The sequence below is a fragment of the Methylobacterium sp. J-118 genome, from assembly GCF_057836565.1.
Window position 1 is genome coordinate 1 of record NZ_JBYQFA010000008.1, and the last position, 22,396, is coordinate 22,396.

23 protein-coding genes are annotated in these 22,396 nt (G+C 65.6%); 17 read left to right on the forward strand and 6 right to left on the reverse strand.

The window, feature by feature from the left end:
• Positions 1–9: 9 nt before the first annotated feature.
• Genes AC3IF3_RS30450 through AC3IF3_RS30465 form a run of 4 tightly spaced genes read left to right on the forward strand, consistent with a single transcriptional unit; the run spans position 10 to position 3,880 of the window.
• Positions 10–1,701: a methyl-accepting chemotaxis protein gene (locus AC3IF3_RS30450; protein WP_489231719.1), complete on the forward strand. Its 1,692-nt coding sequence runs from the start codon at positions 10–12 to the stop codon at positions 1,699–1,701.
• Between the two features lie 7 nt (positions 1,702–1,708).
• Complete coding sequence (locus tag AC3IF3_RS30455; RefSeq protein WP_489231721.1) at positions 1,709–2,008, forward strand: hypothetical protein; 300 nt, start codon at positions 1,709–1,711, stop codon at positions 2,006–2,008.
• A 58-nt stretch (positions 2,009–2,066) separates the two neighbouring features.
• Complete coding sequence (locus AC3IF3_RS30460) at positions 2,067–3,182, forward strand: HD domain-containing phosphohydrolase (RefSeq protein WP_489231722.1); 1,116 nt, start codon at positions 2,067–2,069, stop codon at positions 3,180–3,182.
• Between the two features lie 38 nt (positions 3,183–3,220).
• Positions 3,221–3,880 (forward strand): EAL domain-containing protein, encoded by a 660-nt coding sequence (locus AC3IF3_RS30465; RefSeq protein ID WP_489231723.1) that lies wholly within the window; start codon positions 3,221–3,223, stop codon positions 3,878–3,880.
• Positions 3,881–3,907: 27 nt separating this feature from the next.
• On the opposite strand, the gene AC3IF3_RS30470 is transcribed toward AC3IF3_RS30465, so the two are convergent.
• Entirely contained in the window at positions 3,908–5,449 is a 1,542-nt protein-coding gene (locus AC3IF3_RS30470; protein WP_489231725.1) for a sensor domain-containing diguanylate cyclase, read from the reverse strand.
• Between the two features lie 408 nt (positions 5,450–5,857).
• On the opposite strand from AC3IF3_RS30470, the gene AC3IF3_RS30475 reads away from it, so the two are divergent.
• Positions 5,858–6,283, forward strand: coding sequence for a Ros/MucR family transcriptional regulator (locus tag AC3IF3_RS30475; protein WP_489231726.1), 426 nt, complete (start codon positions 5,858–5,860; stop codon positions 6,281–6,283).
• Positions 6,284–6,481: 198 nt separating this feature from the next.
• On the opposite strand, the gene AC3IF3_RS30480 is transcribed toward AC3IF3_RS30475, so the two are convergent.
• Positions 6,482–6,763, reverse strand: a complete 282-nt coding sequence (locus AC3IF3_RS30480) for a hypothetical protein (RefSeq protein WP_489231728.1) — start codon at positions 6,761–6,763, stop codon at positions 6,482–6,484.
• The gene (locus AC3IF3_RS30485; RefSeq protein ID WP_489231729.1) at positions 6,760–7,320 is read right to left on the reverse strand and encodes a hypothetical protein; all 561 of its coding nucleotides are present in this window, start codon (positions 7,318–7,320) and stop codon (positions 6,760–6,762) included. The genes AC3IF3_RS30480 and AC3IF3_RS30485 overlap by 4 nt, the downstream gene beginning before the upstream one ends.
• Before the next feature lie 204 nt (positions 7,321–7,524).
• Here AC3IF3_RS30485 and AC3IF3_RS30490 point away from each other — a divergent pair, with 204 nt between their 5' ends.
• On the forward strand, positions 7,525–7,710 hold the full coding sequence (locus AC3IF3_RS30490) for a hypothetical protein (RefSeq protein ID WP_489231730.1): 186 nt from the start codon (positions 7,525–7,527) through the stop codon (positions 7,708–7,710).
• On the opposite strand, the gene AC3IF3_RS30495 is transcribed toward AC3IF3_RS30490, so the two are convergent.
• Positions 7,678–9,495: a hypothetical protein gene (locus AC3IF3_RS30495; protein WP_489231731.1), complete on the reverse strand. Its 1,818-nt coding sequence runs from the start codon at positions 9,493–9,495 to the stop codon at positions 7,678–7,680. The genes AC3IF3_RS30490 and AC3IF3_RS30495 overlap by 33 nt on opposite strands.
• A gap of 179 nt (positions 9,496–9,674) precedes the next feature.
• Between AC3IF3_RS30495 and ctrA the strand changes: the two genes are divergently transcribed.
• From ctrA to AC3IF3_RS30515, 4 genes are all read left to right on the forward strand, one after another.
• Positions 9,675–10,376, forward strand: coding sequence for a response regulator transcription factor CtrA (gene ctrA, locus AC3IF3_RS30500; RefSeq protein WP_489220745.1), 702 nt, complete (start codon positions 9,675–9,677; stop codon positions 10,374–10,376).
• A gap of 92 nt (positions 10,377–10,468) precedes the next feature.
• A complete protein-coding gene (locus AC3IF3_RS30505; RefSeq protein WP_489231733.1) occupies positions 10,469–10,987 on the forward strand; it encodes a Ros/MucR family transcriptional regulator in 519 nt (172 codons plus the stop codon).
• Between the two features lie 119 nt (positions 10,988–11,106).
• Complete coding sequence (locus tag AC3IF3_RS30510) at positions 11,107–11,343, forward strand: hypothetical protein (protein WP_489231735.1); 237 nt, start codon at positions 11,107–11,109, stop codon at positions 11,341–11,343.
• An 855-nt stretch (positions 11,344–12,198) separates the two neighbouring features.
• Positions 12,199–12,435, forward strand: coding sequence for a hypothetical protein (locus AC3IF3_RS30515; RefSeq protein ID WP_489220693.1), 237 nt, complete (start codon positions 12,199–12,201; stop codon positions 12,433–12,435).
• Positions 12,436–12,526: 91 nt separating this feature from the next.
• Here AC3IF3_RS30515 and AC3IF3_RS30520 read toward each other — a convergent pair whose 3' ends face one another.
• Positions 12,527–13,426: a tyrosine-type recombinase/integrase gene (locus AC3IF3_RS30520; RefSeq protein ID WP_489231736.1), complete on the reverse strand. Its 900-nt coding sequence runs from the start codon at positions 13,424–13,426 to the stop codon at positions 12,527–12,529.
• Positions 13,427–13,837: 411 nt separating this feature from the next.
• Between AC3IF3_RS30520 and AC3IF3_RS30525 the strand changes: the two genes are divergently transcribed.
• The 3 genes from AC3IF3_RS30525 (at position 13,838) to AC3IF3_RS30535 (ending at position 18,306) form a co-directional block, all read left to right on the forward strand.
• Positions 13,838–14,488, forward strand: a complete 651-nt coding sequence (locus AC3IF3_RS30525; RefSeq protein WP_489231738.1) for a nucleotide-binding protein — start codon at positions 13,838–13,840, stop codon at positions 14,486–14,488.
• The gene (locus tag AC3IF3_RS30530) at positions 14,485–14,787 is read left to right on the forward strand and encodes a ribbon-helix-helix domain-containing protein (RefSeq protein ID WP_489231740.1); all 303 of its coding nucleotides are present in this window, start codon (positions 14,485–14,487) and stop codon (positions 14,785–14,787) included. Before AC3IF3_RS30525 ends, AC3IF3_RS30530 begins: the two co-directional genes overlap by 4 nt.
• Positions 14,788–15,309: 522 nt before the next feature.
• A complete protein-coding gene (locus AC3IF3_RS30535) occupies positions 15,310–18,306 on the forward strand; it encodes a response regulator (RefSeq protein WP_489231742.1) in 2,997 nt (998 codons plus the stop codon).
• Between the two features lie 413 nt (positions 18,307–18,719).
• On the opposite strand, the gene AC3IF3_RS30540 is transcribed toward AC3IF3_RS30535, so the two are convergent.
• Positions 18,720–18,974, reverse strand: coding sequence for a helix-turn-helix domain-containing protein (locus AC3IF3_RS30540; RefSeq protein ID WP_489231743.1), 255 nt, complete (start codon positions 18,972–18,974; stop codon positions 18,720–18,722).
• 115 nt (positions 18,975–19,089) lie between these two features.
• Between AC3IF3_RS30540 and AC3IF3_RS30545 the strand changes: the two genes are divergently transcribed.
• The 4 genes from AC3IF3_RS30545 (at position 19,090) to AC3IF3_RS30560 (ending at position 22,348) form a co-directional block, all read left to right on the forward strand.
• Positions 19,090–19,380 carry a hypothetical protein gene (locus AC3IF3_RS30545; protein ID WP_243971437.1) on the forward strand — a complete coding sequence of 97 codons (291 nt, stop codon included), beginning with the start codon at positions 19,090–19,092 and terminating at the stop codon, positions 19,378–19,380.
• Positions 19,381–19,468: 88 nt separating this feature from the next.
• Positions 19,469–19,747, forward strand: a complete 279-nt coding sequence (locus AC3IF3_RS30550) for a hypothetical protein (protein WP_489231745.1) — start codon at positions 19,469–19,471, stop codon at positions 19,745–19,747.
• 56 nt (positions 19,748–19,803) lie between these two features.
• A complete protein-coding gene (locus AC3IF3_RS30555; RefSeq protein WP_489231747.1) occupies positions 19,804–21,855 on the forward strand; it encodes a hypothetical protein in 2,052 nt (683 codons plus the stop codon).
• Positions 21,856–21,940: 85 nt separating this feature from the next.
• A complete protein-coding gene (locus AC3IF3_RS30560; protein ID WP_489231749.1) occupies positions 21,941–22,348 on the forward strand; it encodes a hypothetical protein in 408 nt (135 codons plus the stop codon).
• Positions 22,349–22,396: the final 48 nt, after the last annotated feature.

Sequence of the window (22,396 nt, forward strand, 5' to 3'; positions counted from 1 at the left end):
GATCTGATTATGCGCCTGCACCTCTCCCTCAAGGCGGCACTCTCGGCCGCCTTCGGCCTGCTCGCCCTCATCGCCGCCGGCCAGGGCGCACTCTCGATCTTCAAGCTCGCAGGGATCCGACACTCCGTCACCGAGGTCGCGGCGAACTGGCTGCCGTCCGTCGTCGCTGTCGGTCAAATGCGAGAGCTAGCCTCCGAGGTCCGGATCAAGCAGCTGCGTCTGCTCATATTGTCCGATACGCCAGCTCATCTGGCCGAGAACGAGGCCAAGCTCGTCACAACCCACGAGAAGCTTGCTCAGGCGCGAAGGACCTACGAGCCACTGATCTCCTCAAAGGAGGAGCGCGTGCTCTATGATGCCTTCGCTTCTGCCTGGGGACGCTTCGAGCAGGCAGATGCCGAGATGCGGCGCCTGATGGAGGCCGGTCAGCAGCCGGCTGCTCTCAAGCTGATGAGCGCACCCGAGACCGCAAACCTCTACGACGAGGCCCGCGCCAATCTCTCGCGCAACGTCACCCTGAACGAGCAGGGGGCTCGCCGGGATGCCGATGCAGCCATGTCCGAAGCCGATGCCGCCTCACTGGCCGCCTACGTCGCCGTGGCACTAGCGCTCGCCGCCGCTTGCGCCGCCGCCGCCTTTGGCCTGCTGCGCGTCTCGCGTCCGATCCAGACCATGACCCAGGCGATGGATGTGCTCGCCGGCGGCAATGCAGAAACCGAGGTGCCGTACCGTGCGCGCCGGGATGAGATCGGTGCGATGGCCGCCGCCGTGCAGGTGTTCAAGGACAATCTGATCCGCACCCGCCAGCTAGAGGCTGAGACCGCGCAGGCGCGACTGGCCGCCGAGGAGCAGCGCAAGGCCGGGATGCGCCAGATGGCCGACGGCTTCGAGGCCGCGGTCGGCGGCATCATCGGCATGGTGTCGTCCTCTGCGACCGAGCTGCAGGCCACGGCCGGCTCGATGTCGGCGATGGCGGGTGAGACTTCCGCCCAGTCCGGCGCGGTGGCCGCCGCGGCCGAAGAGGCCGCCGCCAACGTCAACACCGTCGCGGCTGCCGCCGAGCAGCTCGGATCGTCGGTTCAGGAGATCGGACGCCAGGTGGATGGATCGGCGAGCCTCGCGCACCTCGCGGTGAGCGAAGCCGACCAGGCCGGTGTTCTGGTGCAGGAACTGAGCGCCGCGGTCGCGCGTATCGGCGACGTGGTCGGGCTGATCTCGAACATCGCCGGGCAGACCAACCTGCTGGCGCTCAACGCCACGATCGAGGCGGCGCGCGCCGGTGCAGCAGGCAAGGGCTTCGCCGTGGTCGCCTCCGAGGTGAAGGCCCTGGCCGAGCAGACCGCGAAGGCCACACATGAGATCTCCGGACAGATCGCTCAGGTCCAGGCCTCGACCGGTCAGGCGGTCACGGCGATCGCCGGTATCACCGGGCGGATCCGCGAGATCAGCGGTGTGGCGACCTCGATCGCAGCTGGCGTTGAGGAGCAGGGCGCTGCCACCCAGGAGATCGTGCGCAACGTCAGCCAGGCCGCGATGGGCACCGGCGAGGTGACACACAACATCGCGGGTGTCGCGAGTGCGGCCGAGGACACGGGCGCAGCAGCCAGCCAGGTACTGGGTGCGGCCTCGGAGCTGTCGCGCCAGTCCGAGCACCTCGCGGCCGAGGTCGGCCGCTTCCTCGCCACCGTTCGGGCAGCGTAAGGCGGTCATGGCCGAGGTGCACCTGCTCCCACACCGGTTCACCCACGAAGGTGCGGAGCGCCTCGCCGCGGTTCTGGAACAGGCCATCACAGCCAACGCGGATCTCGGTCCGCGCTGGCCCCAGATCCGGGCGCTCGGGCTGTCCCTACAGCAGCTGAGCCGGGACCTGGAGCAGGAGACCGACAGGATGGCCTTCAAGCTCGATGCGACACCGGAGGTCGAGGCCTTTCGCGCCAGCCTCTATCAGTTGGCCGAAACCTTCTCGCGGCTCGGCTTGATCGCGCAGGCCTACCCGTCCGCCACCTGAACCCAAGCCATTCACCTCACCAACCTCTGAGCTTACCTATTCAGTGGAAGACAGATCGATGGACGTCCTCCTCGTCGATGACAGCAAGGCCACGTTGCTGCACCTCCGGCGTCTGCTGGAGGCCGAGCACGACGTCGTCGTGACTGCCTGCACTGATCCGCTCGCCGCACTGGTCGAGGCCCGGACCTGCGCATTCGACCTCGTGTTTGTCGACCAGCACATGCCCGAGATGGACGGCATCGCCTTTATCCGCGAGATCCGGGCGATAGCGCACTACGCCCAGGCGCCGATCGCCATGATCACCAGCGACGTGTGCGATACCGTCAGGCTCAGCGCACTGGAGGCGGGGGCCACCGACTTCCTCGACAAACGGGCCAAGGGCGTCGAGCTGAGCGTGCGGCTGCGCAACCTCGTGCGCCTCGCCAGTGCCGTGCGTCACTTGGACGAGCAGGCGTCGCGCATGGCTGGTGAGATCGAGCGGGCGACGCGCCGGCTACGTGAGCGAGAGGCGGAGGTCATCTTCCGGCTCGCCCTGGCCGTCGAGTACCGGGACAACGACACCGGCGACCACACCTGGCGCGTTGCCCGCTACAGCCAGATCATCGCAGAGGCGATGGGTCTGCCCGAGGAGTTCTGCCGGCGCCTGTACCTCGCGGCACCGCTGCACGACATCGGCAAGGTGGCCGTGCCGGACGGGATCCTGCTGAAGAAGGGGCGCCTCGATGAGGCCGAGTTCGCCGTCATCCGCACGCACCCGACGATCGGCAGACGGATCTTGGGGAATAGCGGCTCGGAGCTGATCAGCCTCGCCGCCGAGATCGCGGAGGCGCATCACGAGAAATGGGATGGCAGCGGCTACCCGCACGGCCTGAGTGGCGAGGCCATCCCTCTTTCAGCGCGGATCGTCGCGGTTGCGGACGTGTTCGACGCCCTGACCACGGTGCGGCCGTACAAGGTGGCGATGGCGTTCGAGGAGGCGCTGCGCTGCATCCAGGCTGACAGCGGCCGGCATTTCGACCCCGCATGCGTGGCGGCGTTCGCGTCAGCCTGGGCGGCGGTTTTGGCCGTGCCCGAAGCGGTGGTCGAGTTGCGTCTGGGATCGATGGCCCGGACGACCGAGCCCTGGGCGCGCATACCGGAATTGCGACGCGAGATAGCCGAGGGCGTGGAATAGCGCCTTAAGTTCCTCCTACGACTCTTCGAACACTGCGAGTGCTCGTAGAGCACCGGTCAGGGGATCTCCGACTGCGATCACGGGCTCATAGCGTCCCGCTGCCTGTCGACATCATGAAGCTCGACCAGTCGTTTGCGCGCGGGCTCCGACAGAAGCCCCGAGACCTGCACTTCGTGCTCAGCCTTCAGAACCTAGCTCACAGCATCGGCAAGCGGCTCGTCGTCGAGGGCGTGGAGACGGTCGAGATCCGTGATGCCCTGCGCGTACTTGGGGTCGATCTTGGTCAGGGGTACGGGATCGCGCGGCCGATGCCGAGGGAAGCCATAGCCTCATGGGTGGCGGGTCGTCCCAGGGCGACTAGGGCAGTGGAGCAGACGCCGAAATCGCTGCTGGGTGCCTATGCCGGTCACCTGCGGGTGGTGGAAGCGTGCCGCACGCTGATGGGCCAGCCTCTTCCAGTCGCGTGGGAAGAGGCGTCCAAAGACCCGCATGCATGTGGCATCGGCGTGTTCTTCGACAAACACGGCTTGCACGACACTAACTTCGGGCGCGCGCACAAGCGCTTCCACGAGGTCATGGCGCTGTACGAAGCCGATCCGGCTAGCTGGCGGGACGGAGCCGAGGGATTTCGGCAGGAACTGGAACAGGCACTTGCGGATCCCTCGCAACGCTTCCGCTGTGACGCCGTCGCCGCATGAGCAAGAGCGTCCCAACGGTTTGCCCGGCTACGGGCCCCCTACAAGCTGCAGCTTGTGCTGAATGGTCGGGGTATCCTGCTGCTTCGCACAGCGGGTCTGGTTGCGACCTCCCGATTTGGCTTCATAGAGCGCGCCATCCGCAAGGCGGTAGAGGTCCGTCAGCCCCGTGGTCTGCCCACCGTTTGGCATGACGGCCGCGACACCGATGCTCACCGTGAGGGCACCCGCTCCGATGCCGGCAGATCCGATTGCTAGGGTGGACACCTCGGCGTGAACCTTCTCGGCGATGCGGAGCGCGCCCGACTGATCCGTATCCGGCATGAGGATAGCGAATTCCTCGCCGCCGATCCGGCTGACGAGGTCGTGCGGGCGATGGACACTCGCAGATAGGCAAAGTGCCAACCCTCGAAGCACCTCATCCCCGACCTGATGGCCATAGCGGTCGTTGAAGCGCTTGAAGTGGTCAGCGTCGACGATGAGCAAAGACAGCGGCTTGCGGCTGAGCCGCGCAGCCTCCCAGGCACGTGACCCGGTATCCTCAAAGGCTCGACGGTTCGGCAGACCGGTGAGAGCATCGGTCAGCGACAGCCTTTCGAGTTCAGCCTGCATAGCTTCGCGTCGGCGCAGTTCGCGCCAAAACAGCAGCGACAGAGCGATCGTCACGCCGCACAGCACCACGACGATGCTACCGATGACGAGGGCATTCGAGCGCCATTCGGCGCCAATCTCCCGTGCCGAGAGGGCCACGTTGAGGATAAGCGGTAGATCGCCCACCTGGGTGAAAGTGTAATGGCGCTCGATGCCGTCACGGACCGACGTCTCGACGAAGCTGCCGTTGCGCTCACGCAGGAAGCCCCTGAAGGTCGCGGCGCTGGCGATGTTCACACCGATGTCGGCCTCGGCATAGGGGTAGCGCATGATGCGCGTGCCATCACGCAGGTACAGGTTGATCGCGCTGTCTGGGCCGAGACCTACTTGGTTGAAGAGACGCGTGAAGTAGGACAGGTTGAGGGTCCCCAGCACCACACCGCCGAATGAACCATCGGGCCTGTTGATGCGGCGGCTCAGCACGATCATGCGGCTGCCGAGCAGGCGCGAGAACAGCGGCTGGCTGATGACCAAGCCGAGGTCGGGCCGTGATTTCTGTGCCTGGAAGTAGGCGCGATCCGCGTAGTTGACCTTGCGTGGTGGGACGGAGCTGGCGTCGATGATGCTGTCGCCGTTCTCATCGGTGACGACCATGACGCCCATGTCGCGGGCAGTCGCAGCCCGATCGAAGAGAACGAGTTGGCGTAGTTCAGGACTGACCTGATCGAGGCCGGGCGCTTTGAGATTGTCGACGACGCCGCGCAGCGAGAGGTCGTACATCTCGATGTTGCGAGCGATGTCACGCTCCAGGACCTGCACGAGGTTCTTCGAGGTCTGCTCGGCCTTCTCCCACGCGTCCTGGCGCAGGTCGAGCAGCATCAGACTGGAGGCAGCGAGCATCCCGACAGGTGCAAAAACGCCCAAGACGATCCACGTCCGGGCGGAGCGGAGCGGACGAGCTAGACAGGAAAGCGGAGACATGGCGTACCTCGCCGGTATTCTCCTTTCGCCGATCGTTGGCATGCCAACGTTTAAGGGATCGTTGCCCTGTATGGTGCGGAACGCCTGCAAGCGGGCTAACGACGGGTCTTCCACACCATCGCCGAGGGTCGAGGGAACGCCGTTCTCGATCAGCGGCTGACACGGGCACCTGGAGCGCTGGCGATCCTGCTCTTAACGATAGGGGCTTGTGCCTTGCCCTGTGCAATTCAATCGGGACGACGCGCGATGCAACATTCGATCATGGTCCGATCTGCAAGAAAGTATTTACAACGCCAGGTGCGGCATTCTCGCCACATATGTGGTAGAAAGCCGCATTTGAATGTACAAATTTCTATTAAAACTCATTTGGTATGAAGTGCGATTTCAAACTTCAGAAAGATTAACCTAATGACTGAACATATTCACAGCATTGGCTCGAATATGGCCGAGCTTACCGGAGGGATTGTCTCCGCTTACGTCATCAATAACTCGGTCCCCACTGCCGAGCTTCCCAAGTTGATTGAGGGGGTATACGCGGCCTTGAATACTCTACGGTCGGGCGGTCCTGTGTCATCGTTCAAGACCGATATCGAGAAGCCGAGTGCAGCCCAGATCCGCCAGTCGATCCGTCCCAACGGCATCGTCAGCTTCATCGACGGTAAGTCCTACAAGACACTCAAGCGCCACTTGACCAGCCATGGGCTGGACCCGCGGGCCTACCGGGACCGCTACGGCCTGGCGGCCGATTACCCAATGGTCGCCTCAAGCTACGCCAAGCAGCGCTCCGCGTTAGCTAAGGCAATTGGGCTGGGTAGGCCGGGTGCGATGGCTTAGGACGCACTGAAGAGACGCGGGAGAGCGGCATGATCTGCTCTCTGAGCGCCAGCGGGTTAGAGCCGTTGTCGTACAGGACTCGTTAACTACTCCACGCCATCATCCCTCCAGCGATCGGCTCCGGCCGCGCGCCGGAAGAGCAGCACCGGGGTCGTCTTGAGACGGCGGGCCCTGGTGCGGCCTCGCCGGCGCAGTCGCCTATCTGCGCCGGTTCCAGCGTCGATAAACGTTATCGTGCGGCCCAAAATCGACTGCCGCATACAGGTCTTCCGCATCTTTGCGTAGGATGATGCGGTCCCCGCGCCTTGCGTCGATGATATAATATCCGGGCTTCGACTTGAGCGGCCGGAAGTCGAGCCGCGGCAGCGACGGTTCTCGTTGAAACTTGACCAGCGACTCACGCGCCGCCGCACTGCGGTCTGGCGACATGCGTTTGAGCGCCTTCACGAACTCATCGGACGCCGTGACACGGATGGTCACGCAAGTTCTGCACGAAGGTAAGCGTCGAGGTCATCGGCGTTATCGAATGTCGGCCCTGTCGATGCATTCGGGGTCCGCTCGGCACGGAACGCGCGGACGAATAAGGCATGCTCAAGCATCGCCTCGATGGCCTGCTCATCCATCTTGGACAGACCGACACCTACTGAGCGGATCGCTGCCCCAAGCCCCGGATCAATGGCGAAGGAGTGCCTGACGTCCCGCGTCACCTTCTTCTGAAACCGCACAAGTGCCCGTGCGCGGTTGCCAGCCTCAAACTCAATGTCCTCAGCGATCTGAAGGAACCGAGCGGCTTCCTCCTCAGTCATGGCGCGCGCCGGAGAGGCGGCCTCAGCCTGAACCCGTCGCGCGGCAAGATCGGCAATGTAAGCAGACACCTGCCGCTCATAAGCGGCGACACGCTGCTCCACGATGCGACGCGCACGATCACGGCGCAGCCCATCGAGGGTCGCGTCATCGGCCCTTTCTTCAATCGTGATCTCGGGCCGAGCCGGTGGGAGTGCCGGCTGTAGGGCCAAGAGGATCGTCGGGTCCAGCATCAGTCCGTACCGTGTCGAGGCCGTGGCAGATTGGTTCTACCTGCTGTCGTGCTGCACATATAGGGCCGCGGCCTCGTTAGCCCCTTGCGCGCCATCTAGCTTGGATTGGCCTGTGGCCGTCCTGAGCCAAATCTGGCGATCCTAGGCCCTATCGACAGACCAGGGCCGCAAGCCCATCTTGAGCGAGCGCCGTCGAGCTTCGCCATGTCCGAACCCAACCAAGCCCTGTTCGCCTCCGTCGCCATCGTCGTGTTCGGCGTCCTCATGGGCGGGCTGCACTACCTGCTAACCGGCTTCAATGATCAGTTCGGATGGGGCGTCGGCGTTGGGTTGCTGATCGGCATTGGGGCGACATTTCTAGCGAGCCGGCAGGCCCGCGAGGCTCCTTGAGGCTGTCATTCCACCGCCGCGGACCACGGCCTGCATCAGCTTGGATGCCGCGTCGGACGTGATGTCCTTCGCCCGCACTGATCGGCTGATAGCTGCAAAGGCTCGACGGGCGCCGTCTCGATCCGGGCCGCTTTCCATCAGGATCTGCGCGAGATCGGCGTTCCTACGCTCTCGCAGCGCATCGCCAACACCTTGCGTCACCTTCTTGCCTACGCCGGCCGCGGCCGTCCCGAATTTCAGGTCGAGCAGGTTCTTGATGATGCCGGCCTTCTCTCCACCTGTACCGCCGCCGCCTTCAATCTCCTGCATGGCGGCAGCACGCGCGGCGGTCTCGCTGTTGCCGGTCACCACGTCTCGCGTGCGGGCGAATGTCGCCTCGTTGTTCAGGTCCCCGATCAGCGCTTCCGCCTGCTCGCGGCCAATGACTTGGCCCAGCTTCTCGCGGTTATAGCCCTGGTCGAACACCTGCCGAGCCTTGAGCGCGTCGTTTCTTGCGGTTCCCATCAAGTCAGCCAGGGCTGCCCGAACGCCTTCCTGATGCAAGGCGCGCTCGCCGTCCGTCATGCCGTTCAGCGTGCGGGCGACGTGACCGGGCGTGGTCGCCTTGTCGAACAGGGTCTGCCCGGCCTCAAACGCCTCCTGTAGCGCGGTGTGGCTGGCGAACGCCTGCCGGGCGGCTGCGTATTGCGGGACCACCGAGTCCACGCCCGATACCAGCAGGTTGCGCACCCCGCCGATCACGCGGGCCTCGTTGTTGTTGCCGCCGCGCTGGGCGCTGCTCATCATATCCTCCAACGCCCGCTTCGTGAGGTCGATCGCCCGCACGGTCGGCTTAGTCACGTCGAGAGGGATCCCCTCGTTGGCCGCCAGTGTCTCGGCCTTCTTCCAAGCCGCCTGACCTGCCGGGGTGTTGAGCGCGGCCTTCACCCGGCCGTTCTCGGGCATCGGCCGGATGTAGGCTTCCAGATAGGCGGGGGCCGCCGCATCAGCGCGTTCCTGGATCAGCCGATCCATCGTCGAGAGCGCGTCGGTTGGCTGGCCGAGCGCCCGGTCCGCGGCTTCCGTCGTGCGGACGCTCGCGCCAGCCATGCGATCCGCGATGGCACTCCGCACAACTTGCTGTCCCTCTCCCGGGATGGCGGCCAGCGCTCCCGCCTGCCGTTGGAGGTTCGGCCCGAGGTCTGCCAGCATGCCGGCGTCGCCGAGGTCCGTGAGGGCCGCCTGCGCGGTCTCGGGCGTGAGGCCGTCCGCCGTGAGCGCGCGGTTCAGCAGTCGGTTCTGACTGCCGGCCGTGCGCTCGGCGACGGCACCAGCGACTTTGCCCGCAGCCGCACCGAAGATCGGAGCCGCTGCACCAAGGCCGGCGCCTATCAAGGCCCCCTTTCCCGCCTGATCCAGATCACCACCCCGCGCCGCCGTATCCGCCGCGCCGATCGCGCCGCCTGTCGCCATCGAGAGGCCGGCCCGGATCGGCAGGGCCGCCGTCCCGGCGCCGAACAGGGCCGGTGCAGCCATCACCGCAGGGACGGTGCCGCCGATGGCCCCGCCTACCTCACCGGCCGTGGTCGCCACCGGGTGAGCGGCACGAGCCGCTGCATCGTAATCCTCGATGCGCTTCAGTTCCGTTGCATAAGGGTCGCCACTGCGCAGAGAGCGGATCCCAGCGGCCAGACGGTTGCTGGCGCCAGTCAGGGCGGGCCCAACGACAGGAACGCCGTCTAGGGCGCCGCTGGCCGCCGCGTAGGCTGCCTCGGGCGTGCTGGTGACGCGCTCACGAACTGGCAACGCTGGACTGCCCAAGGGAAAGCGACCGTGAACAACGGCGTGCTGTGCCTCACCGGCCCGGAGCTATCCCCTGACGAGTGGGCCGCCCGGTTCGTCACCGGGCACTGAACGGCAAAGCCGCCTGTTAACGGTTCAGTATTGCTGAGAGAGTATGAAGCACCTCAGTTCGAGGTGGTGTCATGCGCGTTCTGCTGATCGAAGATGACGCTACCGTCGCACAGAGCATTGAGTTGATGCTCAAATCGGAAAGCTTCGTCACCTACACCACCGACCTCGGTGAGGAAGGTGTCGACCTCGGCAAGCTCTACGATTACGACATCATCCTCCTCGATCTGAACCTGCCCGACATGTCAGGCTACGAGGTGCTGCGCTCGCTCCGCGTGTCGAAAATTCAGACCCCCGTCCTCGTCCTGTCCGGCATGGCCAGCATCGAGGACAAGGTGAAAGGTTTGGGGTTTGGCGCCGACGACTACCTGACCAAGCCGTTCCACAAGGACGAGCTGATCGCGCGCATCCACGCTATTGTGCGGCGCTCGAAGGGTCATGCTCAGTCCAAAATCACGATCGACGATCTCGTGCTCGACCTCGACGAGAAGATGGCCTCGATCGACGGCAAGCGCATCCCGTTGACGTCGAAGGAGTACCAGATGCTGGAGCTTCTGGGTCTCCGAAAGGGATCGACCATCACCAAGGAGATGTTCCTCAACCATCTCTACGGCGGCATGGATGAGCCCGAGCTGAAGATCATCGACGTGTTCATCTGCAAGCTGCGCAAGAAGCTCGCCAACGCCAGCCAGGGCAAGAACTACATCGAGACCGTCTGGGGCCGCGGCTACGTGCTGCGCGAAGGCGCACCCGAGATGCGAGCGATGGCAAGCTAAAAATCAGCAGGTAGAAGCGAAAAGTCCTAAACGTGCATTGATTTGTTGTGTTCGCTGGCGCAGATGGCTTGCTTCACTCAAGCAGGTGCGCCGTGAACGAGAACACAGGGACGATCGAGGCTGCTGCCACCGATTATTTAGAACTCACGGCTGGCATCGTATCGGCCTACGTGTCCAAGAACTCGGTACGGCCTGCCGACATGGCAGAGCTGATCGCCAGTACGCACGCTACGCTCTCGGGGCTTGGTAATGCCGGCGCACTTGCTGCTCCTGCCACTGAGAAGATCACCCCTGCCCAGATCCGCAAGTCGATCACGCCGGACGCGCTGATCAGCTTTATCGACGGCAAGCCGTACAAGACCCTGAAGCGGCACCTCAGCAAGAGCGGAATGACGTTCGAGGAGTACCGAGAGCGCTTCGGCCTGCCGCGAGATTATCCCTCCACGGCGGCCAGCTACTCGGCGCAGCGCTCGGCACTCGCCAAGAGCTTCGGCCTTGGCCAGCAGCGGAAGAAGGCAGCTGCGAAGGCTGCTGAGCCCGCTGAGACCGTCTCCGACAAGCCAAAGAAAGCTGGGCGGCCGCGGAAGGCCGAGGAAGCTGTAGACGCCTAAGATCAGGCGATCCGGCTTCTGCTTCAATCATTTGACGGCGCAGGTACAGATCAGCGAGATTAGGAACGACCTGCCCGCTGCTCTCCATAGATCCAGTAGGCACCTCTGGGAGGATTGCCATGGGTCTGACTGCTTTCGTGTTCTTCGTCGTCCCGTGGATGGTGCTTGCGTTTTGGCTGTTCCGTCTTCCAAGCGCTGTCCACCTCGGTACCTCTGCCACTCCCTGGCGCGCACTCACGGACTATCCCGATCCGCCTCGCGACCAGCACCACGAGGTCAACCCCTACAACTCCGGCGTCAACGATGGGACCGGCAAGGCAGGCGGCGATAAACACAGCCCGCTCATCAATCCCTAAGGGCATATCCGGACACTCGCTCCGTCGCGGCATCTGATTGCCGCACGCGTTCAAGAGCGTCTTGCGCTTCTTTTGCCACAGCAGAGTTAGATCATCAGAATAAGACGGCTTTTTGTTTTAAGTTTTAAAAAGTCGTCAAATTTCCGATTTGAGATCTTGAACGTGTGCAACGTTGGTGCGTCAACGCTGAGGACCAACGGCTTTGGCACCGCCTGCGCTGGCGATATTTTCTCCTCCCGAGCCGCCAGCGCAGGCCTCCGATATGGAGGCGTCCGACATGGCCTACAGAGTCAGGATCGATCGCATCGGGAAGGTTGGGGTGCCGCGGAGCGCGCCCCGAGTTTACCAAGCGACGGACGAGGCGGACGCTATCAAGATCGCGTTTTACGAGGTGGACGGTAGTAAGCCCGATCGTCCCCGTGTCGCCACGGTCACCGATGCCTCCGGGCGCATGCTGTTCACCTATTCCGGTCGCGCCAGTGTAGCTCCTCCAACATGACCGCGAAAGAGCGCGAGGATCCGGCGCTCGACGACCGCGATGCTAGAGCCCTCATTAGCGTGATGCTCGCGTTCCAGGTCGCGGTCCTGGCGGTCGCGATGCTGTGGCTGTGAGATCTGGCCTAGTAATGGCGCATATCTTTGCCGCATCGTCATCGAGCCGCCGCCGGGGTCTGCTGCCTCGACCTAATCCGCCAATCCCTTTTTGACACGTCAGATGTTCAGAAACCACTCGCTTTTCATCTAGGTACAACGGTCATTGATTTGCCGCGAACAGATGTGAGCAATTGGCCAGAGTATACTGTAATCACCAGCGTCAGGTGGTATGTTGTGCAGTACCGGAGTGGAGGATCAGCTATGAATGCTGCACTGCCGCAGGAACGACTCGGCGAAGTTAGCGCGATGGCGGTGACGCTTGCCGATCGCATACTGATGGAGCGTTTGACGGAGGGAAACCTCCCAGTCGCAAAGGCGAAAACGCTTTGGATAGCTTCTCTGCTGCTGGAGGAGAACGAGCAGCCGGTGCCGACGATCGTGACGGAAGTTCTTGCGGAATTTCGTCATTCCAAGGCCGCAAACGATGCTGAACCTTAGAGAAGCGTTCCCCGAGAAGTCCATGCCGACACCGACGCGCGTTCGCGGCCGTCTCCTGCGCCCGTTTCGGGCTGCTGTTACAGCCTGACACTTACACACCCAGGAACCGTGCCGAGCTCTCGCTCGGCCTAGCGTGCAGGTACCGTCCCGTCGTCGCCACCGAGGCGTGCCCGAGCGTTGCCTGAACCAGATGGATCGGCGCGCCGCGGTCGAGGCTGTGCGAGGCGTGGGCATGCCGAAGCCAGTGCGCCGAGACTTCAACCGGCAGACCGGCGCGAGCCGCCGCAGCTTTCACGGCCCGGTGGACCGCGCTCGGGTCGAGCGCCCCACCCTTCCGCGAGCGGAACACCGGCTCATCTGCCGACCAAGTTGCCAAGTTTGCGACTTGCTCCTGCCGGAGCGCCGTTAGCACCTTCCACGTCGAGGCGGACAGGAGCACGACCCGCGTCTTGCCGCCCTTGCCGAACACTGTCGCTTGCCCGGCCTCGTCGCGCGCCATGAGATCGCGCCACCGCAGCCCACAGGCTTCCGAGATGCGTAGCCCGCCGCCGTAAAGTACGGTCAGCAGCACCCGGTTTCGCAGCCCCGGCTCTTGCCGGATCATCAGGAGCGCGTCGGACTCCGACATGATCCGTTCGGCCAGAGTGTTCTTGATCGGCGGCACCTTCACGGCCGCGCCGATGTTGAAGCGCAGGAACCCGACCTCCTGGGCGAACGTGAACAGCGACTTCAGGGCCGCGGCCGTCAGCGCTACCGTCGCCGAGGACCCCGGGCGGCTCGCGATGAAGTCCTGCAGTTCGCCCATCCGCACCGAGCCGAGCGGCTTGCCGACATGGGCCAGGAAGCGCCGCGCCTCGCGCTCGTAGTTTCGGCGCGTGTTCCGGCTGGACGATCGAGCGAGCCACAGCCGGATCATCTGAATGTCGTCGTCGGCCTGGGCTGGCGGCCGGGCCTCGACAAGGTTGGCGATCGGAACGAGGGCTGTGCTCATGGCAGCGGCTCGCCATACCCGGGCAGGGGACGGCCGGCCAGCCGGCAAGCGTCGATCCAGAACTGAGCGGCTTCGCGAGTGGGGAACTTCCGCTCGAGACCGGACACACTGACATGCCAAGGCCCGCCGGGATGCGACTGGGTTGGACCTATGATCTCCATGCCCGCAATCCTCCCCCTCCAAGCCACGATCGAAAAATGCCAACGCAAGATAACAGGACTTGTATTGCGTTCGTGACGATGCCACACCGGCATCGTCGCAGCAAGCCACGTCGCTACGGTGCTAGCACGCTACGATGATGCGTTCGAATGGTCGCACGGCGCTGCGCAAATGCATCGGCAGCGAGGCAGCGATTAACGGGTGTTTCACGCTGCGCCCGCACAGTGATGCCGAAATAGGGGAGCACGGACGTTGCGAGTCGTCGCCTTCACCAGCCGAAAGGGCGGCAGCGGCAAGAGCACGCTGTGCGCCCACCTGTCCGTCTATGCCGACGCACCGGATGCGCCGGCCCTCCTAATCGACACCGACCCCCAGGGTAGCCTCGCACTCTGGCACGAACTGCGGCAAGCTGAGACGCCTGTCCTGGTGAAGTGTGAGGCCCGCGACCTGCCCGGCACCATTGAGGCGGCGCGCAAGGATGGGATCGGCTGGTGCTTCGTGGATACCCCGCCGCACAACACGGCCGACATCGCCGCCGCCATGCGGGTGGCCAACCTCGCCGTGATCCCGTTCCGGCCGGCCGTCTTCGATATCGCCGCGGTGGCGGCCACGTTGGAGATGGCTCGCGCGATCGGCAAGCCGGTGCTGCCGGTCATCAACTCGGCCCCGCCCCGCCGAGGCGTTCAAGCCGCGCACGTAGTGACCGAGGCGCGCGAGGCACTGTTCGCCATGAGTGCGACGCCCTGGGCCGGCCAGATCACGACCCGGGCCGCGTTCGCGCATGCCCTCGCCAGCGGTCAGGCCGTTGGCGAGTTCGAGCCGGGCAGCGCCGCAGCTAGCGAGGTTTCGGAGCTGTGGCAGGAGACCCGCCGCGCTCTCGGCATCAAGGGATCGAAGAAGTGAGCAAGAAGCCTTCGTTCGCCAACCTCGGCGCCCGCTTGGCCCCGAAGGCCGCCGAGGCAGCAGCCGCGGCGCCGCTGGCTGTGATGGAGAGCGCTGCCCAGGCCGAGACTGCCGCGATCAAGCAACCGCGCGGCAAGCGCCAGCCCGACGGGCGCCGCGGGATCCTAGTCCGCGCGAGGCCGGAGGCGTGGAAAGCCCTCAAGCTGGTCGCCCTCGACCGCGAGGTGACGCTACAGGACGTGATGACCGAGGCTATCAACGATGTGCTCGCCAAGCACGGCAAGCCGCCGGTGGCGTGATCGCGCAGGTGCGACGGAGGAGGGACAATGCGCTTAACGGGTCTTGTTGCGGGCGCGGCCGTGGTGATGGCGTCGAGTTCCGCTGGAGCGGTCACGCCCCTACCGTCCTGTTCGGCGGCTTTCGTGAAGCGGTGGGTTGAGCGCGATCGCCGTACTGAGATCCCAACGCCTCCGCGCACCTGTGTCATGCAGACCGAGACAGGCAGCTACGTCTGCGATCAAAACGGCTGCTCTCGTAGGCATTGAGGTCGGCAGCTTCGTGCTTCGATACTAAGTCATCGCTGTACTCCCGTGCGTAACTACGGCGCTAGCAACATAGCTTGCTGCTTCGATGCGGAACTGCTTATTTACGCCCCTACCAGCCGCGGACGCGGTCGGAAGGTGCGCGAGGCCGGGATGCAGCCAGATGGCTGGTCCCGGCCGGTTGCGTTATTCGTGGCTGCTGGCCTGAGGTTCGTAAGCTACCTGCCTTGGCAGCGACCGCCATCCTGTGCCCTACCAGCAAGGGCATAGGTAATTCACATGCACGATCCCCATGCGCTCATTCGACGTCCCGGCTGGCGCGGCTCGCGACCCTTCGCCGGTCTGCCGAGTTCGACACTAGCCTATGCGCTTCTCGCCTTGGCGATCGCGACAGCCGGCTGGAACTTCGTGGCCGGCGACGCCGCCCGCAGTGAGCAAACGCGACAGAGGGAGCTGATCAGCCGTAGCGATCGCCTGCTCTCGACGATGAAGGATCTGGAGACTGGTATGCGCGGCTATGCCCTGACCGGCATGCCCGAATACCTTGAACCCTACACTGACGCGCTGAACCGGATCGAGGGGGAGGTTGGTCACCTCGCCGTCCTAGACCGCACGCCCGCCGACTCTGCCGTTCCGGCACTCGCCCCCGTTCGCAAGCTGATCGACGAGGAGAAAGCGTTCTCCGATCACGTCGTGACGGCTCGTCGCGACCAAGGCTCCGACGCCGCTACCGCCCTGGTCGCGACCGGCGAGGGCAAGCGCTTGATGGACGCGATCCGCGTTGCGACCGCGACGGCGAACCATCGCGCCGTTGAAGCGCTTGCTGAGAGTGGCCGCCGCGACAGGCAGCGCTACGCTATCCTGACTGCGTTCAGCCTGCTCTGCGCTACTCTCGCCGTGGCGCTCTTGGCGCGCCTTGCCCTGGTTCGCCGCCGCGAGAGCCAACGCAGCAGCGGACTGTTCGAAGGCGTGCTCGCCAATGCCCCGGTCGGGCTGGGCTTCCTCGACGGTGATCTGAAGATCCGCCACATGAACCGTGCGCTGGCGACGATGAGCGAGCGCGGTTTCGGCGGGGACCTCGGCGCACCGATCTGGACGCTTCTGCCGCGGTTGGAGGATCAGCTCACTCCTATGCTGGAGGCGGCGCGCGACCACGGCCTCGTCAGTGCTGACATACCCGTGAGCGTGCCAAGCGAGAGTGCGCCGGGCGGGATGCGCCACTTCCGCATGAGCTTCTATCCGCTGCGCCAGGACGAGGGGCCGGCGGCCACAGGCGTTGGGATCGTGGTCGCCGATGTGACCACGGCGGCCTTGTCCGAGGCCCAGGTACGCGTGGGCGAGGCGCTACTGCGGACCGTGCTCGATACCCTGCCGGTGGGCGTGCTCATCGCCGAGGCGCCGTCCGGCCGGATCACCGGCCACAACGCCCGGGCCGAGACGATCCTCGGTCACGGGGTATTGCCCGCGCAACCCGGTGAGGGACCGGCCCGTTGGATCGGCTTCCACGAGGATGGCCGGCCGGTCGAACCGAGGGAGTGGCCACTAATCCAGGTGGTACGTGGAGGCGAGCCTCAGGCGGAGCTGGAAGTCGATTACCAGCGCGGCGACGGCTCGCATGCCTGGATCGGCTTCGCAGGTGCGCCGATGCGTGATCCGGATGGCGCGCTCGTCGGCGGTGTGGTCGTCGTCTCCGACATCGACGCGCGCAAGCGCTCCGAGCACGTGCTCGCAGCAGCCAAGGAGGCTGCCGAGGAGGCAAACCGCGCCAAGTCCGAATTTCTGGCCAACATGAGCCACGAGCTGCGCACCCCGCTCTCGGCGGTGATCGGGTACTCCGAGATGCTGCAGGAGGAGATGGAGGACGCCGGACAAGCGGACCTGCTCCCGGACATGAAGAAGATCGAGGCGAACGCGCGCCACTTGCTCGGCCTGATCAACGATGTCCTCGACCTCTCGAAGATCGAGGCCGAGCGCATGGAGGTGTACCCCGAGACCCTCGACGTCGCCGCCACCGTGCGCGATGTCGCCGCCACCGTCGAGGCGCTGGTCGAAAAGAAGGGCAACGCCCTCGTTCTCGATCTCGCGGACGGGCTTGGCGGCGCCTACACCGACGCGACCAAGCTGCGCCAGTGCCTGATCAACCTACTGAGCAACGCGGCCAAGTTCACGGAAGGCGGGCGCATCACCCTGTCGACACGCCGGCAGACGGATGACGAGGGCGACCGACTGGTCTTTGCCGTGTCCGATACCGGCATCGGCATGAGTGAGGAGCAGGTCGCGCGCCTGTTCCAGCGCTTCAGTCAGGCCGACGCCTCGACGACGCGGCGCTTCGGCGGCACGGGGCTGGGATTGGCGATCACCCGGGCGTTTGCGCATATGCTCGGCGGTGACATCGCGGTCGCGAGCCGTGAGGGCCAGGGTACGACCTTCACCCTGACCGTTCTAGCGAGCGCGGCCGGAGGCGAGGAGATACACGCACCGCCTGGATCATCGTCCGGCGTGCCGCGATCCGATGATCAAGCCGTGCAGGGCAGCGAGGTTCTGGTCATCGACGACGACCAGGCGACCCGTGACCTGCTCGCGCGCTTCCTGACCAAGGAGGGCTTTCACGTCGCGACGGCGGCCGACGGGAAGGTGGGGCTGGAGCAGGCCCGTACTCGACGCCCACGGGCGATCCTGCTCGACGTGACCATGCCGCGCATGGACGGATGGGCGGTGCTGCGCGCGCTGCGCGCCGACCCGGAGCTGGGTGATCTGCCGGTGATCATGGTGACGATGCTGGATGAGCAGAACCTCGCCTTCTCGCTCGGTGCCACGGACTACCTGCAAAAGCCGGTTGATTGGGCGCAGTTGAAGGAGGTGATGGAGCGGTTCCGGCCAAAACCTCACGACGGTCCGGTGCTGATCGTGGACGACGACGCAGACTTGCGCGAGTTGATGACGTCGCAGCTGACCCGGGGCGGTTGGCGGGTGGCGACGGCGGTGGATGGTCGGGCCGGCCTGACGGCGGTCGCCGAGCATAAACCTCGGCTGATCCTGCTCGACTTGATGATGCCGGAGTTGGACGGGTTCGGCTTCTTGCGGCTGCTGCGCACCCGTCCGGAGTGGTACGACATCCCCGTGGTGGTGCTGACGGCCAAGGACGTCACCGCGGACGACTTCCGCCTGTTGGCCGGGCAGGCCGACCGGGTGGTGCAGAAGGCCGGGCTGTCCTTCTCGGATCTCTCGGCGACACTGCGGGCGCTCTACGGAGCCGCTCCGATTGAAGGGTCTTAAATTCCGGACCGAAAGCACGTGATCCCGCGAATAGAGGGGCGTCGCCGTCGCGTTGGGCTCAGACAGCGCAGAACATGCGGCCCAATAGGCGAGGCCTGGCGAGCCGTGATGGTATGGCCGCCCGGCCGATGCGCCCCAGTGAACTATCAAAGAAAATCATGGGCGCAGGCGTCGAAGGATGACGGCGACAGCCTGAGCCCCAGCAGCGACAGCAGCCCAGGCCGCGCCGTAGCCGCTCCACGTCCCTTGATCACGCATGGCGTCAGTAAGTGGCTGCCAGCCCCCACCGTCAGCCGTCAGGGTGATTTCAGCAGGGACGGGGACGGCGGCCGACAACCACCAGAAAGCGGCGGCTTCAGCCGCTGCGATGGCTGAGACGACGTCCAGGACAGGCGCAAAGCCAGGCCGCCGCATCACGGCATCTTTCGGTCCCGAAGCCGCAGGCCAGCGCCGCCGCCGTTCTCGGGGATGAACTCCAGGCCGGCGGCTTCAAAAGCCTCGACCAGCGCCTTGTTGTTCATTGTCGCCATGCGGGCCGTTTCGTCCTTCGTCTCGAAAGCGCCGATCGTCGAGCGCGAGACGCCGGAGGCATCGACGAGATCCTGCTGTTGCCAGCCAAGCAGCGCGCGGGCCGATCGAGACAGGCGAGGGGTAAGGCGAACGGCCACAACACGGCTCCAGCTTCAGTTCCATAACTGTACATGGCGCACAGGGCTGTTGACAATGCCCAGATAGGCGCGCATCCTGCACACCACGTACAGAACAGCACATGGCGCCTTGAAGATGTCCCACCGCACCGTCTCCTGGACCCGCCTCTCCCGCAGCCTGCACGACAGCAAGCCGGTAATCCCCGCCGGCCTGCTCAGCGCCCGCGCCCTCATCCAGTTCGGCGCGCGCACCCGCCCCCTCGCCACCGCCGGTCAGTACGACCGCGCGGCGATCATGGCCGCCGCCTGCAAGGCCGCCATCGGCATCATGGAACGCTGCGGCGTCTCCCGCCGCGAGGCGATGTCCTCCGCCCTCAAGGCTGCCTGGCAGGTCGCCAAGGCCGCCCGTCGCGCCGCCGCTCACTGATCCCCTGACCATGCCGGGCTGAGCCCCGGCTCGCACCCCCTTCACCACCACCGACCCACCGCCACGAGCCCTCACCGGAGCCCGAACGATGACGCACGTCCGCATCCCAGATTTCAGCCAGCCCGTCCCAGTGTGCCCCGTCGCCGCCGCCGAGCGCCGCCGGCTCCCGGTGGATCGCCGCTACCGCAACCTGCCGGACGAACAGCAGCCCGGCACGATCGAGCCGTGGCAGGCCGTCGCCCCGGTCCGGCCCGACACGTCGCACAGCCGGTCCCTACGCTTCCTCGACGTCGGTGCCGAGCTGCTGGCCGCCTTCGCCATCATCGGCGGCGGCATGGTCCTGACCGGCCTCGCCTCCCTCCTCTGAACCGACCCGCACCCGAGCGGGCCGGTCGCCCGCGTCCCTCACCCGAGGATCCCGCGATGTCCTTCCGTGCCTCTCTTAGAAACCTGATCCGCCGTAGCCCCGCCACCGTCCTGCACGAGCGTTCGGCCGAGCTGCACGGCAGCCTCGCCGGCCAGACCCGCCGAACCGTCATTGCCGTCCCGCCGGCGCTCGCACCCGCCCCGGCCATCAGCCCTGAGGAGGCAGCTTTCCTCGACCTGATGCCTCAGGCTCTCCCGGTCCTACGCCAGTACATTGTGGCGGACGCCGCATGGCGAGCCATCGCCGACGCAGCGGAGGAGATCGCCGGGCCGTTCCCGGGCCACGACTGCACCGCCGAACAGCACATCGCATGGCAGGAGAGGGTCGAAGCGGAACGCGACGCCCGAGGCTACGCTGCGGCCCGAGATGCCTGCGAACCGATCGAGACCGCCTTGGATGCCCTGGTCGACGGGTACGACCGTGTTCCGATGCGGACCCTCCCCGCGATCCTGTTCAAGGCCGCGCTGGACCCGCTGCACGATGGTTGGATTGAGGATGCCGCCGACGACCTCCGGCGCCTCGCCGTCGAGCGGTTCGACCTCCCCCAAGGTCGCGACGCTGAAACCACGGTGAGCGGCGCCGAAACGGGTACATCAGCCGTCCCCGAGGCGGCCCCCGCCCAGTCCGCGCCACTCGCCCAGGCATGCGACCAAGCCGCGATCGACTGGAACGCCATCCCGTCGTTGAGCCGGGCCAATGACTGGGAAGACGAGCAGCTCGACGGTGCGCTGGACGCCTACAACGCCGTGTTTCAGCGGGCGATCCGCGAGCCATCCCGCAGCGTGGCGGACGTACAGACGAAGGCGCGCCTCGTGCTTCACGACATCATGGCGCATACCATCGGGGACGCGGCGGAAGACGAAGCCAAGCTGACCGTCGATAGGCAGCTGACGCGCGTGATCCTGCGCGAGATCGCCAATCTGTCCAGCAGCACGGCTCTGACGCCTCCGGCCGATCCGACCGACTGGCACAGCCCACCGCCGGGGTTCATGGCCTACCCGACGGATGATCCCCAGTGCTTCGTCATCGTCCGGGAGGGCTTACGCCTGGAGCTGGAACGCCTGCACCGGATCGCGCTGGCCGAGTACGCCCGCAAGGTCGGGCCAGACGCCACGGAAGCGAAGCGAAACCGCGTCCGCCGCGAGATGCGCCTTGCTGTGTTCGAGTCCGCTTCCCCGAACGGCGATGCCGAGATCCTAGTGCTCGGTATGGACCTCGACGCCGTGCATGCCCGCTGGCGTGCCGCCGCACCCGCTTATTGGGCTGCTCAGAAGCATGTCCATCAGGCTGGCGAGAGGGCCAAGGCGCACGGAGGTTCGGTTACACGAGCCACCGAAGCCGCCTGGAGCGTGCCGGCGATCGGCGAGGCCAGCGACCTGTTCGAGAACATCTGCGGCGAACTGGAGCGCATCAGCAAAGCCATCTGGCGCACGCCGGCGCGGACGCCGCTCGGCCTCGCCGTGAAGGCGCGCGCAACCCTCGTCATGGTGTTCTTGTCGGGCCAGTACGAGCGCGACAGTCACCTTGGGGAAGACGAGGATCTGACGGAGCAGGCCACTCGCGCGCTGATCGAGGCGTGCTGTGCGCTGGCGGGTGTGGACTGGAAAGGCATGCCGATCGGAGAGGACGAAGCGTCTACGTCCACGCCACAGTCGGAGTTCGAGGCTGACTGCGCGTGGGCCAAGGCGCAGGCTGCCGCGGTCGACCTGTCCGGGCTGTCGATGCTGCAGCTCGCCAAACTCTTCGAGAACTTCGTCAAGGCGGCTGACGACTGGCTCAATTTGGATGGGGAGCCATGGCTTGAGAAGAGCCCAAACAGCTCCTTCCGCGTCCCGAACGCTGCCGGGCGTTTGATCGACCGCGAACAGAACCGAGCGGCGTGGATCCGCGACCGCATCGCCAAGGAAATGCAGGGGCGGACGCCTCTCACCGATACCGAACGCAATCGCCGGCTTGAGGCGCTGATCCGGTACGAGCTGCTCTGTGAGGGCGGCCTTCATAACGCCCCCGAGCTGCGGGCCGAGATCGCCAAGGCGTGGGGCGGCTGACCGCCTGCCCCTTCCTGTCGCCGTGCGTCCCGCCCCGGCCGGATCCCGCCGGGCCCTCCCTTCATCGCGACCCGAGACCATCACCATGGGCGAACTGCTCACCTTCATCCCGCGTCCGAAGCCGGCCGCGATCGTGCTCCCCGCGCCGCTCGCCGGGCCCGAGCTACGTGCCAGCCTGGAGGAGGCGGCACAGATCGCCCTCGACGCGGCGGACCGCATCATCGCCGTGCTCGACCGCATGGACGGCGATGCCGATCACGAGGACGGCGGGGACGCCGAGCCGTCCCTGGCCGCCCCCGAGAACACTGCCGGCAGCCAAGTCGTCTACATGCGGGGCAGCGACCGAGACGGCGAAGCCGAGGCGCCCGAGATCACCCTGCCAGAGGTGGCGGCCGAGCCGTTGCCCGAGGCAGTCGTGCTGCCCTGGCGCGGGCGGGGGAACGTCATCGCGGCGGCCGGGACGCTGCTCCTCGACCTGCTGGAGCGGGCATAGAGGTTAAAGACGGCTAGAGGCCTGCGTTGCATCGCGGCAAAGTTAGTT